At 73.9% G+C, this 14728-nt stretch carries 10 protein-coding genes; 2 read left to right on the plus strand and 8 right to left on the minus strand.

The genetic code is table 11. From position 1 onward, the window contains the following. The first annotated feature begins 69 nt into the window (after window positions 1-69). Window positions 70-873 (plus strand): sugar phosphate isomerase/epimerase family protein, encoded by an 804-nt coding sequence (locus OG948_RS05220; protein WP_406294203.1) that lies wholly within the window; start codon window positions 70-72, stop codon window positions 871-873. Between the two features lie 163 nt (window positions 874-1036). On the opposite strand, the gene OG948_RS05225 is transcribed toward OG948_RS05220, so the two are convergent. Next, window positions 1037-2164, minus strand: coding sequence for a serpin family protein (locus OG948_RS05225; protein WP_406294204.1), 1128 nt, complete (start codon window positions 2162-2164; stop codon window positions 1037-1039). A 98-nt stretch (window positions 2165-2262) separates the two neighbouring features. Between OG948_RS05225 and OG948_RS05230 the strand changes: the two genes are divergently transcribed. Then, entirely contained in the window at window positions 2263-2868 is a 606-nt protein-coding gene (locus OG948_RS05230) for a nuclear transport factor 2 family protein (RefSeq protein WP_406294206.1), read from the plus strand. On the opposite strand, the gene OG948_RS05235 is transcribed toward OG948_RS05230, so the two are convergent. The 7 genes from OG948_RS05235 to OG948_RS05265 all read right to left on the minus strand — a co-directional run bounded on the left by OG948_RS05235 (window position 2865) and on the right by OG948_RS05265 (window position 14724). Then, on the minus strand, window positions 2865-7415 hold the full coding sequence (locus OG948_RS05235; protein WP_406294207.1) for a hypothetical protein: 4551 nt from the start codon (window positions 7413-7415) through the stop codon (window positions 2865-2867). The genes OG948_RS05230 and OG948_RS05235 overlap by 4 nt on opposite strands. A 221-nt stretch (window positions 7416-7636) precedes the next feature. Continuing rightward, entirely contained in the window at window positions 7637-8488 is an 852-nt protein-coding gene (locus OG948_RS05240; RefSeq protein WP_406294209.1) for a hypothetical protein, read from the minus strand. Continuing rightward, window positions 8485-10032, minus strand: coding sequence for a hypothetical protein (locus OG948_RS05245; protein ID WP_406294211.1), 1548 nt, complete (start codon window positions 10030-10032; stop codon window positions 8485-8487). The genes OG948_RS05240 and OG948_RS05245 overlap by 4 nt, the downstream gene beginning before the upstream one ends. A 92-nt stretch (window positions 10033-10124) precedes the next feature. Next, window positions 10125-11537: a HEAT repeat domain-containing protein gene (locus tag OG948_RS05250; protein WP_406294213.1), complete on the minus strand. Its 1413-nt coding sequence runs from the start codon at window positions 11535-11537 to the stop codon at window positions 10125-10127. Window positions 11538-11839: 302 nt separating this feature from the next. Then, the gene (locus OG948_RS05255) at window positions 11840-12241 is read right to left on the minus strand and encodes a hypothetical protein (RefSeq protein ID WP_406294215.1); all 402 of its coding nucleotides are present in this window, start codon (window positions 12239-12241) and stop codon (window positions 11840-11842) included. Window positions 12242-12361: 120 nt separating this feature from the next. Then, window positions 12362-12592: a hypothetical protein gene (locus OG948_RS05260; RefSeq protein ID WP_395872170.1), complete on the minus strand. Its 231-nt coding sequence runs from the start codon at window positions 12590-12592 to the stop codon at window positions 12362-12364. Between the two features lie 239 nt (window positions 12593-12831). Next, window positions 12832-14724, minus strand: coding sequence for a penicillin-binding transpeptidase domain-containing protein (locus OG948_RS05265; RefSeq protein WP_406294217.1), 1893 nt, complete (start codon window positions 14722-14724; stop codon window positions 12832-12834). Window positions 14725-14728 lie beyond the last annotated feature (4 nt).

Raw genomic sequence — 14728 nt, forward strand, 5'->3', positions numbered from 1 at the left:
CCTCCGCGGTCCTGATGGTTCCTCAGGACTACCACAACCGGCCGGATACCTGATGTACCGTCAGACAGCATGTCGACCCTGTGCCTCAACACGTTCGCGTTCTCCCCGTTCGCGGGCGCCCGGGAAGCGCCGCCCCTGCCCGAGTTGTCGGCCGCGGTGCACGACGCCGGATTCACCGCGATCGGGCTCGACGTGTTCTCCGTCCTCGGCTACGGCCGGCCGCTCGCCGAGCTCGCCGCCGAGGTGGCCGCGGCCGGGCTGTGCTGTCCGGAGATGCTGGGCTTCGTGGTGGACGCGGACGAGGCCGCCGCGCTGAAGGGGGCTCGGCAGGTGGCCGAGGCGTGCGCGGCGTTCGGCGCCGACTTCGCGCTCGGGATGGTCATGCTGCCGCCCGACGCGCGCTGCGCGGACCTGTTCGCCCGCTGTGCCGAGATCATCGCGCAGGCCGGGGCGCGTGCGGCGGTCGAGTTCCTGCCGTTCACCCCGATCGCCACGATCGCCGACGCGCGCACCCTGGTGGCGCACGCGGGGACCGCGAACTCCGGCGTCCTGGTCGACGCGTGGCACTTCTTCCAAGGCCCGGACACCTGGGCCACGCTCGCCGAACTCCCGGTCGACGAGATCGCCTACGTGCAGATCGACGACCACCCGGAACTGCTGCCGGCGGGCGCGGATCTGTATACGGAGTGCATGTCGCGACGGGTGTTGCCGGGCGACGGGGTGTTCGAACTGGGCGCTTTCCGGGACGCGTTGGCGGCCAAGGGATACGACGGGTTGGTCAGTGTCGAGGTGATCAATCCGGAACTGGTCGCGCTCGGCGCGGTGGAGTACGCGCGCGCCGCGCGGGCGGCGGTGGAGCGAACCTGGGCCTGAGCGACTCTCGGGCCGGCTGTTCGGTTCGTCGGGGGCGCGCGACGCGGCCACGGTCGCCGACCCGTGCGCGGCCGGCCACAACACCGGGCACGCCGCAGCAAGCTCGCGCCGCCCGCGACCCGGCAGCGCCGCGCGGATCCCGCCCAGTCACCGCCCCGGGGCCTCACAACCCCTGATCGGGCGCGTCTCGCGGCGCGGTGGCCTGGAAGGCGGCGAACAGTGGCACATAGCCGGAGGCGTCCATCACCACACACGCGAACGGCCGGTCGAAGACCACCCGCCGCCGGGCCGGCTCCGGCTCGTAGCTCATCCAGTCCAGCTTGACCGTGGTCACCGATGTCGCCTCGACACCCTCCTCGGCGATCCGCAACAACGACTCCTGGACCACCCGATCGACACACACCGGCTCGTCGGTCATCCCGCCGAAGTCCGCCACGTCGGTCAGCGCGGCCTCCACGCCCAGGTCGATCAGATGCGGCACCACGTCCAGCCGGGTCCGCAGTTCGAAGCGCGGCAGCCGCACCTCCACGTCCTCGCCCTCGTACGCCTTCCCGGTGTCGCGCGGCGCCCACGCGGCGGTGATCACCGACGCCGGCGGCGCGTGCTCCGGGCCGAGCGCGAAGCGCACCAGGGCGGGCTGCTCGCCCGCGCACGCCAACTCCACGACGGTGACCTCGCCGTCCCGGCCGGAAATCGCCCACACGTCCGCGGCCGGCACCTCGCGCCGCATCGTCGGCACCTGGGTGCGCGTCCCATCGGCGGCGTGGAAGTATCCGTCGTGGGTCCTGGCCGCGTCGAACTCCTCGCGCCAGCGGGCCCGCAGCGCGAGCGCGCTGATCAGCACCACCCGGGTCCTCGCGTCGAGTTCGACCGGTATCCGCTCGATCAGCCCGTCGGTGGCGCGCGCGACCCACGCGTCCAGGTCGGCCTGCGCCGCCAACGCGCCGAACCCGATGTCCGGCAGCGCGGCGCGGAACCCCTCGCGCAGCGGCGACGCGCTCCACACCCCGGTCGCCACCGCGAGCGCCTCGGTGCCGGCCAGGTCGCGCGCGACGGCGGTGACCACGGGGGCCGCCTCGCGCCACGCGAGGCCCACGAGATCGGCGAGTTCCTCGGCGGTGTCGCCCTCCGCGCCGGTGGCCACCGCCGCGAGCGCGAGCCACAGACCGGTCGGCGAGCACACCACGTCGCCGCCGGCCGACCGCACATCGGGATCGCTCAGCATCGAGTCGAGCCAGCGCGAGGCCAGTTCCCGTACGGTGCCCGCGTGTTCACGCAGAGCCGGTTCCATCTGATCACCCTTGTCGTCGCGTGTCGCCGCTGCCCGGAGTTGTTTCGGTCTCCCCCGGTCGAGGAAATCCACACCTCCCGACCGTAGTGTCGTGGGTCATGAACGACTTCGGCGGGGACCTGGAACTACGCAGACTGATCGACCGTCAGGCCATCCACGACGTGGTCATGCGGTACTGCCGAGGGATCGATCGCATGGACCTCGACGCCGTCCGCGCGTGCTACCACCCCGACGCCACCGACGAGCACGGCAGCTTCGCCGGGACGGTGGACGAATACCTCGCGTGGATCGGTCGGCTGCTCCCCCGATACACCTCGACCATGCATCTCACCGGCAACCACCTGGTGGAATTCCGCGACGACACGCCCGATCTCGCCCGTTCGGAGACGTACGGAACCGCCTTCCACCGCAGCGCCGACCCCGCGCCCAGGGGCAACCTGATCACCGGATTCCGCTACATCGACGACTTCGCCCGACGCGACGGCGTGTGGCGCATCGCCCGCCGCGTGGCCACCACCGAGTGGGTCCGGGTCGACGACGCGGCGGGACAGTGGCCGGTGCCCGAGGGCATCCGGACGGGCCGACGCGACCGCACGGACGCGGTGTACGCGCCCTTCCCCGCCGCCCCGCCCGAGAGCGGTGGAAAGAACCCGGGCGAGACGGATCCGGGAGATCCGGGCGAGACGGATCCGGGCGAGTCCTAGTCGGTCGACTCCGCCGCGACCTCGACCGGCCGGCGGAACACCCGCGTCGCGTGGATCTCGCCGACGATCTGCGGCGCGTCCGGCTCCTGCGGCACCGGCAACCCGGGCCGCAGATGCTCCTCGACCGAGATGTACTTGAGCCCCGCGCGCAGGTCCGCGTCGTTGCGCAAGCGCACCACCAGCGGGAACTCGGCCAGCGCCGTGGTGTCGAACAGCCCGGTCGTGTACACCAGTTGCACACCCAGCGCGTCCGCGACCGCGCGTTGCAGTTCGAGCAGATACGACGCGTTGGCCCGCCCGATCGGGTTGTCCAGGAACAAGGTACCCGCGTGCCGGTGCCGGGCCCGACCACGATCGTTGCTGCGCAGCGCGGCCATCGTGCAGTACAGCGCGATGGCCGCGGTGAGCAGCTGCCCGCCGGAGAACACGTCCCCCATCTGGCCCACCGGCACCCGCTCGGCACGCAGCACCGAGTCCGGCTTGAGGATCTCCACCTGTACCCCGCGCGGACGCAGCGCCGCGTGCACCCCGCGCAGCAGCAGCGTCATCCCGTCCCGCCGCACGCCGCCGACCGTGCCGTCCCGACCGCGCTTGATCGTGCGGGTCGCCTCGTCGACCACCTCGCCCAGCGCCTCCACCAGGCCCGCCGCGTCCGGCTCGTCGAACCTGATCCGCAGGAACTCCTGGCCGGACCACTCGCCGAGTTCCTCCGGCAGCCGGGACAACCGCTGGGCCGCGCGCAGCGTGGTCAGCGCGGCCTCGACCATGCCGCGCATCCGATCCACGATGCTGTCCCGGTTGCGCTCGATCTGGCGCAGTTCGTCGGTGAGCACCCGCAGGCGCGGCGCGAACGCGGCCGACCACGCGGGCGCGTGCTCGGCCAGCGCGGCCGGCGGCAGCTCCCGGATCTGCTGCCGGGCGGGCATCCGGACCTGCTCGAACCGGGTCGCGCCGGCGTGCCGCACCAGCGTCTCGATGCGGTCGCGGACCTGGCTCTCGGCGGCGGACAACTCGGCAGCGGCCGCGCGCAGCGCCCGCCGGCACGTGGTCGCCGCGTCCCGGGCGTCCGCGACCGGGCTCGCGAACGGCGTCGCGGGCGGCTGCTCGGGATCCACCGCCACCGCCGGCAGCGTGTCCGTGAGCGAGGCCGCCACCTCGCCGAAGGCACCCGCCGCGTGGTCCGCGTCGGTGTGCTCGCGGGCCGACCGGCCGTGCGTCTCGCGCGCCGAGGTCAGCGCCTCGGTACGCCCGGCGTGCTCGGCGCCGGCGGCGCGCAGCAGTTCGAGCGCGTGCGCGCCGTCCCGGGGACGCTGCTCCTCGGGCAGGTCCAGGTGATGCTCGCGGCCCTCGGCCGGAGCATGCCGCTCGACCTCGCCGCGCAACCGGCCGAGCAGTTCGCTGGCCGCGTCGGCCCGGCCCTCCAGGGTGCGTACATGGTCCTCCGCGCGGCCGGCCGCGGCCAAGCGGGACGGGCCGTCGGAGCCGTCGAATCCGTCGAGCAGTTCGGCCGCCTGCCGGCGCACCTTCGCGCTCAGCCGGTCCAGCGTGCTCTGCGCGGCGGACTCCTCGCTCTCCGCCCGGGCCTGCTCGGCGCGCAGATCGGCGCCCACCCCGACCTTCTCGTACAGCGCGCGGGCGGTGCGGTACGCCTCGCGCAGCGCGGGCAGCGACGCGCGCGCGGCGGCCTCGTCGGCCGGCGCGTCGGCGACCTGCTCCTCCAGCGCGCCGGTGATCTCGGCGCGTTCCTCGCGCAGCGCGCGAGCGGTCCGCCGGGCGTCGTCGGCCGAGCGCTGCGCCTGCCTGCGGTCCTCGTCGGCGGTCCGGGCCAGCGTACGATCCGCCTCGACGCCCGCCTCGTGTTCGGCGGTCTCCTGCTCCAACTCGCGGATCCGGCGCGCCCATCCGGCCCGCTCGCGCAGCCGGAAGGCGAGACCCGCCAACGCGTCGGCCCGGCGGCGCGCGGTCTGCGCGGCGTCCATCCGCCGATCCCGCCGGTCCACCGCCTGCACGCGGGCCTGCTCGGCGCTCACCGCGGCGATCTCCGCGGCCTCCCCGGCCGCCTGCGCGGCGGCCAGTTCGTGCCGCGCCTCGCCGACCGCCTCCGACAGCGCGGCCGGCCGGCCCGCCGGACACGCGGCGCGCCAGGTCGCCAGCCGCCCGGCCAACGCGCGGTCCCCCTCCAGCCGCGCGGCCCGGACCCGGATCGCCTCCTGCCGCTCGCCGGCCCGACGGCGCAGCGCGTCCCGCTCGGTGTCCGCGGCCCGTTCGTCGTGCATCGCCGGGTTCGGCGGCACCAGGAAGGTGTCCGGGCGGTCCACGCCGGGCTCCAGCAGCGCCTCGGGGGTACCCACCGCGACCGCCGAGCGCGGCAACAGCGCGGCCTCGGCGAGCACGTCCCGAGCCCGGTCCATCGCGTTGTGCATGGTCACGATCACGCCGTCGACCAACTCGGGGCGGGCCGCGAGCACCGCGGAGTGCCGCTCGGCGGGTACCGACTGGGCCAGGTAGCGCCAGCCCGGCAGCGCCGGAATGCCGTGCTCGCCCAGGAGTTCGACCGCGGCCAGCACGTCCGGCCCGGCGGGCAGCAGACCGCCGTCGCCGAGCGCGCCCAGGATCCGCGAGTCGTCGGCGGCGCCGGTGCGCAACTGGAACAGCGTGCGCTCGCCGTCGGACACCGCCTCCGCGAGCAGTTCGCGCAACACGTCGGCGGCCCGATCGAAGGACTGCGCGGCCTGCTCGCCGACCGCGACCTCGGCGTCCGGGCCCAGCAGTTCGGCCACCCGCGGATCGGCCGCCAACGCCGCCGCGCCCGCGTTCACGGCGGTCAGGTCGGCCTCGGCCACGCCGAGGCGGTCCGCGGCCCGCGCCGCGGCCAACTCGGCCCGGCCGCGCGCCGACTCGGCCTCGCGCACGCCCGCCGCGAGTTGTTCGGCACTGACCCGGGCCTCCGCCCACGCGGCCGACGCGGCCTTCTCCTCGTCCGAGGCGCGCGCGGCGGACTCGGCCGGATCGCCGTCGTCGTCGATCCAGCCCGCCTGCACCGCCAGATCGAGTTCGGCGCCCACCTCGGCGAGTCGACCGCGCAGGTGCGCCGCCTCGCTGCGGGTGCGCTGCGCCTCGGTCGCCGCGGTGGTGGCCGCCCGCTGGGCCCGCTCGCCCCGGTCCTGGAGTTCGGCGGCTCGGCGTTCCTCGGTGTCCGCCCGGCCCTCGGCCCCGGCGGCGGCCACGTGCAGCGCGCGCACCAGCGCGCCGGCCGCCTCCTGCCGGGCGGCCAGCGCGGGCGCGGCGTCCCGCTCGGCCGCCCGGATCGCCACGTCCACCCGCTCGGAGCGGTCCACCGCCGCCCGGTGCCGCAGCACCGCCTCGGTGGCCAGCCACGCCGAGTGCAGCCCGCGCGCGTCGGCCAGTTCGCGCTTGAGCCGCGCGGCGTCCTTCTCCGCGGCGGTCAACCGCATGCCCGCGTGCCGGTGGGTGATCTCGGCGGTGACCAGGGCGGCGTGTGCCCGAGCCCGCTCGGCGACGTCCACCGCGGCAGCGGATTCGGCCACTCGGCGGGCCAGTTCGGCGGCCCGCTCGCGCTCGCGCTCGGCCCGGGCGCCCAGTTCGCGGCCGAGCCCACGCGCGGCGTCCTCGGCGCCGCGATGCGCCGCCCGCACCCTGGTGCGCCGGCCGGCCGCCTCGCTCACCGCGTCGAGCAGTTCCACCGCGCCCTCGACGAAGTCCCGTTCGGCGGTCAACTCGGCCCGCTGGGCGAGCTTGACCGCGAACCCGTCGACCAGGTCGGCCAGCCCGTCGGTGTCGGCCGGATCGGACACCGCGCGCAGCAGCAGGTCGACGAAGTCCGCGTCGTTCTTGACCGCGAACAGGCCCGCCGCCTCACCCTCGTCCGCGTTCATCTCACGCTGGTAGCGGAAGAGTTCGGGGTCCAGACCGAGCGCGTTCAGGTGCTCGATCCAGCGGTCGTGGATCTCCTCCCACACCACGTCCACGTCCGGGTAGACCTTGTGCAGTTCGGTCATCGCGTCCCGGAAGCCGCGCATGGTCCGCCGCCGCCCGCCGACCTGCACCGGCAGCCCCTCCAGGGTGAGCCCGGGACCGGGCCGGAAGGAGTACCAGCTCTCGGCGAACTTGCGCGGGTCGGAGGAGACCTGACGCCCGCGCCATTCGCTGACCTTGCCGACCACGACCGTCTCGCCGGTGAGCACGTGCTGCCACTCCAGCGCGACGTGCCCGCAGTCGTCGGCGAGCAGGAACTTGCGCAGCACACCCGAACTGGCGCCGCCCAGCGTGTTGCGGTGTCCGGGCAACATCACCGAGAAGATCAGCTTGAGCAGGACCGACTTGCCGCCGCCGTTCTCCAGGAACAACACGCCCGCCGGCGCCGGCCGGCGTGGCGGCCCGACCGGCTCGCCCTCGAACAACTGCGCCTGCCTGGGCGCCGGGTCGGGCACGGGCGCGCCGACTCCGCGCAGGTCCAGCACGGTGTCGGCGTAACGCGCACCGGCGGGCCCGATGGAGAACAGGCGGACCCGGGACAGCTCGTACATCGGCGGTCAAATCTCTCTGGTCGAAGCGCAGGACAAGACGATCACACAGCGGTCGAACAACACAGCCAAGAACACTCGGCGGGCGAAGCCCCCGGGAACACCCGGCACCCGCCGCCCACTCGGGGCCGGCCCCGGGCCGGCCGGATCCGGGACGAGCCGGCTCCGGGACGACTCGGACCCCGTGACGGGGCGAATCCCCACCCCGCGGCCCCCTTTACCCGTCAGACCCCGTGAAAGGGCAACCCGGCGCCGGGCGCCAACTCACCGCCGTCGCTCGCGGCGGCCAGCAGGCTCGGGCTGCCGTCGGTCACCGCCACCACGCCCAGTTCGAGCAGTTCGGACATCGCCGCCGAACCGGCCGTGTCGCGCACCTGGAGCTGATAGCGCGCGGTGGTGCGGTAGGTGCCGCCCGCGTCGTCGGAGACCCGGTGCAGGAAGCCCGAGTCGACCAGGAACGCGACCGCCTTGGCCACGATGCCGATGGTGGACGCGGCCAGCCGGCGGGCGTCCTTGGTCGCGCCGGTGGCGCTGCGCCGGGCGTAGACCCGCCAGGCGACCTCCAGGCCGGGGCCGTCCACCTCGGGGTCGCTGATCTCGCCGCGCTGCTCGGCGCGTTCCTCCAGGCGCAGGCAGGCCTGGCGGACGAACGCGTCCACGCCGTGCACGCTGAGCCGGCCCACGTAGGCGTCGTCGGCGAGGTCCTCGGGACGCGGGAAGGCCATCGCGGCGACCGCGAGGTGGGCGAGGCCGTGCAGGAACCGGTCGGTCGACTCGGTGCCGGCCCGGCGCGCGTAGTCACCCATCCGGACCGCGAACACCGAGTCCTCGCCGGCGGTCACCGCCATCCCGGCGCGCGGCGACACCTCCAGGACCACCAGACCCAGGCCGGCCGCGACCGCCGCGGCCAACGCCGCGAAGCGCGGATCCTCGCGGTGTCTGCGGATCAGGTCGGCGTACTCGGCGTCGCGCGCGGGCAGCAGCTTGGGCTGGAGGCCGTAGGCGACCAGCCGCGCGGCGTCGCCGACGTCGGCCGAGGTGATCGGCGCGGCCTCGCCGGCCGTGTCGTGGTTCATGCGGGAGTGGGGCCTTCCGGCTCGGGTCGCGCGCCGGTCAGAACCGCCGTGCCGATGATCAGGTCGGCGCCGCCGACCTCGGGGTCGTCGAGTTCGGTGCCGTCGTCGACGGCCACCAGGAGGGTCCGGTCGCCCTGTCGCAGCGCGGTGCCCACCGGCGGCGAGGCCGCGTGGAAGGCCAGCAGCGCGACCAGGTAGCCGAGGTCGGGATCCGCCTCGCGGGCCTCGGCGAGCAGCCCGGAGAGCCGGCGCGGGGTCTCCGGCGGGATGTCCAGGAGCAGCGCCGCCGCGTCGTGCTGGCTCTCGCTGTAGCGGCTGTCGTCGGGGGTGAGCGACACGTCCGGCTCGGGCAGTTCGGCGCCCAGGTGGTCGCGCGGGGCGGGCGGGGTGAGCAGCATCGCGGTCAGGTCGTGCAGGCGCACCGCCACCGGGGTGCGCAGCCCCGTGCCCGCCGCGAAGAACCGGTCGGTCACCCGGCGCGCGTCGCCGACCGGCAACTCCAGGAGCGGGCGCAGCAGTTGCCCGTACAGGTCGAGCCCGGTGCGGGTGCTCGGCGCGGCGAACGCCTGCCGGTCCTGCTCGGCGCGGAACAGCGGCCCGGCCTCCATCAGCCGGGTCTGCAACTGGGTGTGCCGGCGGATGCAGTCCTGCACGATGTCGACCAGTTCGGCCGCGCCGCGCTTGCGCTCGCTCTCCTCGGCCTCGTCCCGGGCCCGCCGGATGTTGATCAGGATCGCGTTCTCGTGCCGGTAGCGGTCGGCGACGTGCTCGAACGCCTCGTCGATGAGGTCCGGCACGGCTCGCAACCAGTCCACCGCGCGCACGTTGCGCCGGGTCGCGTCCAGCGCGCGGCGCAGCGATTCGGCGTACTGCACCGTGCGGTAGCGGGCCTGTTCGGCGGCGAACCGCGCCTCGGCCAGCCGCCCGCGCCGGATCAGGTGTTCGAGCTTGACGTCGGCGGCGATCTGCGCGCTGGTGACGTCCGTGTCCAGCGCGCCGACGAGCACGTTGATCGCCTCGTCGGTGGCGCGCAGGAAGATGTGCCCGTCCGGGCCGGGGACCTCTTCGAGCAGTTTGAAGTCGTAGTCGCGCCGGATGTACTCACCCTCGCGGGTCCACATCCCGTAGACCGCGCGAAAGCCCCGATCGACGCTGCCGACGTTGATCAGGTTCTCCAGCACCCAGCGGGCGACACGTTCGTACTCGGCGGGATCGCGCCCGGGCGCCTGCGCGGCCACCCGGGGGCGCAGCCGGGCGACGATCTCGTCGTGGTCGGCGCCGGTGTCGAAGTCCATCGTGACCGTGACCAGGTCGATCGCGGTGAGGCCGAGTTCGGCCATCGCGTAGACGGTGTACTCGCCCGCCAGGTTGGCCTTGCGCGCCTCCAGGTCGTGCAGGGGCGCGGTGCAGGCGAGGGCCTTGAGGCGGCGGGCGAGCCCCTCCTCGGTCACCCCGGAGCGCGGGTGTGCCGCGCCCGGGGGCAGCGCCGTACCGAGGGTCGGCGCCGGCTCCCCGGGCAGGACGGCTCGGGCGGAAACGGTCATGGGAGTAGAGCCTAGGACGTTCGGCCGACAGCTTCGGACACGCCCTGGGGCCCCGGGGGGCCGAACGGGGGCGCGGGTCGGCGGGCGAGCGGCTACATCTCGCTCAGCCTGGCCAGCGCGGCGGTGCGCACCTCGTCGTGCTCGGCCGGGTCGCCCGCGAGTCGACGCAGGCGCGTCACGGCCTCGGGGCGGCGCGCGTCCACGTGGCGCGCGGCGATCAGGCGGGTGTCGGCCTGGCAGTCCCACAGGGCTTCGACGGCGGTCCCGGCGGCGAACGAGGGCTCTATCCGGGCCAGGGTGCGCACCGCGCACGCGCGCAGTCCGGCGGAGGCGGCCTCCCGGTAGACGCCGCGGACCAGGTCGAGCGCGTCGACCAGGGCCAGGCGCCCTATCCCGGAGACCAGGTCGCACAGTCGGAAGTGGTCGGCCTGGTCGGTGATCGGGGCGCCGACGCGCATCGGCTCGGCCACCCGGGTGCGCAGCGCGGCCAGCAGAATCGGTCCGTCGACGGGTTCCCCGGCGCCGGCCAGTATCCGTACCGCGACCTCGCCGAGCAGGTCCTCGCGGCCGGCCCAGGTGCGGGCCCGCTCGACCGCGGCCGGGCTGCGCAGCCCGCCGATCGCGTGTGCGGCGGCGAGCCGCACGCCGGTCGGCGCGTCCGGCGCCAGCGCGCCCTCGGCCAGGTCCAGGAGCGCGCCGTCGCCCTGTTCGCCCAGGTATCTCAGCGCGGCGGCCCGGGCGCCGTCCGGGCCGGCCCAGGCGGCGGCCAGGATCGCGCCCCGGTGCTCGGGTCCGGCCACGGCGCCGAGCCGTCGTCCGCACGCGAGTGATTGTCGGGGGCCGTCGGCGGCCTCGGAGAGCACCTGGTCGACGGTCTGCGCGGGTGCGGTCGGACCGGCGGGGGTCTTGACCGAGCGGGTCAACTCCCAGTTCCACCAGTCCAGGTCGACCTGCTCGACGACCGTGCGCACGCGCTCGTCCTCGGCCGCCCAGACCCGCCACGGGCGCATCCCGGTGGAGCGCTTGACGCAGTCGTAGAGCTCGTCGTCCTCGCCGCGGTCAAGGACCACCTCCAGCAGACCGGTCAGGGCCGCGTCGTGGCCGTTCGCGGCGAGCCGGTCCAACGCCTCGGGCCAGTCGCGGCCCTCCTTGACGTAGTCCCGCAGCAGCGTGATCGCGTCGGCGCGGCCCAGCCGGGCGAGGGTGCCGAGGACGGCGAGCGGGAGCGCGGTACGGTCCGCGTCCTCGTCGGTCCAGTCGTCGTCACACAACAGGTGTCGGGCGAGGCCGTCGAGGCCGGCGTCGAGGTCCGCGTACAGGCGCGCGTAGTACAGCGACCGCGACTCGGTGGCCGGAACGGTGCGGGGATCGCGGACCACACAGCCGTCGAGCGCGTCGAGCACAGCGACGCGGTCGGCGACGAGGGCCCGCCGGGCGCCCTGACCGTGGCCGCTGCGAAGCAGGCCAAGGAGGGCGTCATGCGAGGTGATGACCGGATCGAACATGCCGCAAGCATCGGTGGCCGGCAACCCTGGAGCAACAGGATTTAGGACACATGTACCCGTTGCCCGTTGTTTCGGGGAAACCTCGTCGCTGTTTCGTCACCCGAAGCTACGAACTGTACCGACCCGGTTCGTGTGTGCGACGCGTGGGTGTGATGGGCGCGCGCCGCGCGGGGGCGATCCGCGGGTCGCCGCGCCGGGGCGACCCACGAGGGCGATCCACGAGGGCGATCCGCTCGCCCGGCCCGCACCCGGCGGGCCGACCCCGCGTCGACCCGTCCGCGGCCGGGCCCGGCCGGCGCGCCTCAGTGCTGTTTGGGCACCTGGACGCGCGGCCGGTCGCGCCGGACGGTCCCGTAGTCCTCGCCGTCGAGCGGGCCGATGACGCTCGCCGGGACGAACGACTCCATCGCCCAGGCCCGGGTCCGCACGTCGGCCGCGAAGCCGTACGCCCCCCAGACGGGCCAGCGCACGCGGGCGCGCCAGGTGCCGTCCCGGTACTGATGCCAACTCACCAGGGTGACCTCGAGGTGCTGCCCGTCCGGAAGGACCATGCGCACGCGCGGACCCACGGCGTGCAGATCCGCCTCCTTGCGTCGCTCGCCGATCGGGCCCGGCGGCGGCTCCCGAAGACCGGGCTCCACGAGCGGAGGGGGCGACTCGCCGGCGGCGGTCGGATTCGGTACGACTGCGGTCTTGCTGCTCACGCGGCCATTGTGCGGCGCGGCGGCGGCGCGCCGGCCGGAAAGCGCCCCCGCACGCACGCGTCCCACCCGTACGGCGCACGCGCGCGCCACGCGAGTGGGACGGTGGGGTGGTGCGGTCGGTCAGGACACCACCCGGAGTTCGGCCGGGCCGACCACGCTCAGGCCGAGCACCGCGGCCAGGTCCTCGACCAGGTTGGCGGCCTGGTCCGGGGTCAGTCGTTCGACCGTCCACTCGTCGGTGGGGCGGCCCTGTTCGTCGGTGTGCGGGCCGAATCGCAGTTCGATCGGCCGATCGGCGTCGGCGGACGGCAGCACCGGAACCCGGGCCACCAGGGTGACATTGTTCGACATGACGTCGACTCCCTTCGGAGAGCGAAAACGATCGCCGTTGTCATTGCCGGTCACCACTCACGCTCGCACCGCGTTCGGACGGTGTCCAGGTGTCTCCGGTGGCACAAGGAGCGCACGAGGCGCACCCCGACGCGTCGAAAGGCCCCGGCACGCGTCGCGCGCCGGGGCCTGAAGTCGAGCGGTCCTTCGTGTGGGGGAATCGCCAACGGCCCGTCGCCGTACCCGATTCCCCCGCTGGGTCAGCCGAAGAAGGCCTTCACCACCGGTCCCGCGGCCGAGCCGCCGGACTTGCCCTTCTCGACCAGGACCGCGATCGCGACGTCGTCCTTGAACGCGATCATCCAGCCGTGCGTGAGGGTCTCGCCCTTCTCGTCGAACTCGGCGGTACCGGTCTTGGCGCCCACCGTGCCCGGGATGCCCTGGAGCATCTTGCCCGAGCCGTTGGCCACCACGCCCTGCATGAGCGCCTTGAGCTGACCGGCGATGGCCGGGTCCAGGTCGTGCGAGGGCACCCGTCCGGGCACGTCGTCCGGCGCGAGCACGGGCTGGTTGAACTTGCCGGAGGCGATCGTCGCGGCGACCGAGGCCATCACCAGCGGACTGGCCAGCACCCGACCCTGGCCGATCATCGACGCGGCCTTGTCGTTCTCGCTGTTGGCCGCGGGCACCGAACCGTCGAAGGTCGCCGTGCCGACGTCCCACTTGGCGCCGATCCCGAACTGCTCGCCGGCCAGCTTGTTCAGCGTGTCGTTGTCGATCTTGGACCGGTTGCCGATGAAGGCCGTGTTGCAGGACTGCGCGAAGTCGTCCTGGAAGAGCGCGTTGGGCATCGGCTGGAGACCGTCGTAGTTCTTGAAGGTCTGGCCGTTGACCACGAGCGTGTTCTCACACGGCACCTTGTCGGTCGGCTTCAGGCCCGCCCGCAACAGCGCGCCGGAGGAGACCGTCTTGAAGGTCGAGCCCGGTGGGTACCGACCGGTGAACGCGCGGTTGTCGCCGTTCGCGGGGGTGTTCGCGGCACCCATGATCCCGCCGGTCTTGGCGTCGATCACCACGATCGAGGCGTTGTTGCCGCCGGTGACCGCCTTGAGCGCCTCCTCGGCCCGCTTCTGGGTGCCCGGGTCCAGGGTGGTCTTCACCGGTTCGGACGGCTTGCCCTTGACGTCGACCAGGCTCGCCTTCTCGGCACCCGCGGCATCCACGATGGTGATCTTCAGGGCGGCGGTGCCGGCCAGCTTCTTCTCGTAGCGGTACTGGAGGCCGGACGCGCCCACCGAGTCCGCCGAGGACGCGCTCGGGTCCGCGTTCTTGAGCAGGTCCGCGTTGTCGCCCGAGCCGACCGTACCGACGATCTGCTTCGCCACGTCGCTGGTCTGCTGCGTGCCCTCCTTGACCTGGATCCCGGCCTGACCGGCCAGCTTGACCTGGCCGCCGCCGTCCCATTTCTCCTTGCGCAGGGTCACCAGCGGGAGCGACTGGTTCGGATCCGCGGCCGCGACCCGGGACTTGAGCTTGGGAATGTCCAGGTCGAACATCGGGTCGGCGAGCGCGGCGTACAGCGAGTCCGGGTTGGTGATCTTGGCCGGCCACAGGGACAACGCCACCACCGGCGTCGAGGTGGCCAGCGCCTTGCCCGAGCGGTCCAGGATCTCGCCGCGCTTGGGCAGCGTCCGGTCGCGCTTGATCTTCCCGGTGTCGGCGAGCTGGGGGTGCACGATGGTCTGCGTCCAGTGCACGGTGGTCTTGCCGCTCGCGGTGACCACGGGGACCGTCGAGTCGATCTTGACCGGGTCGGCCACGCCCTTGAGGGTCAGCGTCGCGTTGTAGGTGAGCGTTGCGGGCGCGTTGTCCTTGCCCTTGGTGTACGTACCGGGCTTGTACTCGGCCTTGACGATGCCCAACTGCTTGCCGGTGGTGTCCAGCCCCTGCTGCGCCGTGGTGGGGTTGTCCGTGAAGGACGCCGCCTTCGCCAGATCGCCGGCCTGCCACGCGCTCAGGAAGTTCCTGGCCGTGGTCTCGGACGTGTCCTTCTTCTCGCCACCGCCGCCACTGCACGAGGTCAACGCGGCCACCACGACGACGGACAACGCCAAGGGCACGGTCGACGGGAACCGCCGCTTCTTGCTGCCCACCAGA

Origin of the sequence: Embleya sp. NBC_00888, from assembly GCF_045207655.1 — a bacterium.
Lineage (GTDB): Bacteria > Actinomycetota > Actinomycetes > Streptomycetales > Streptomycetaceae > Embleya.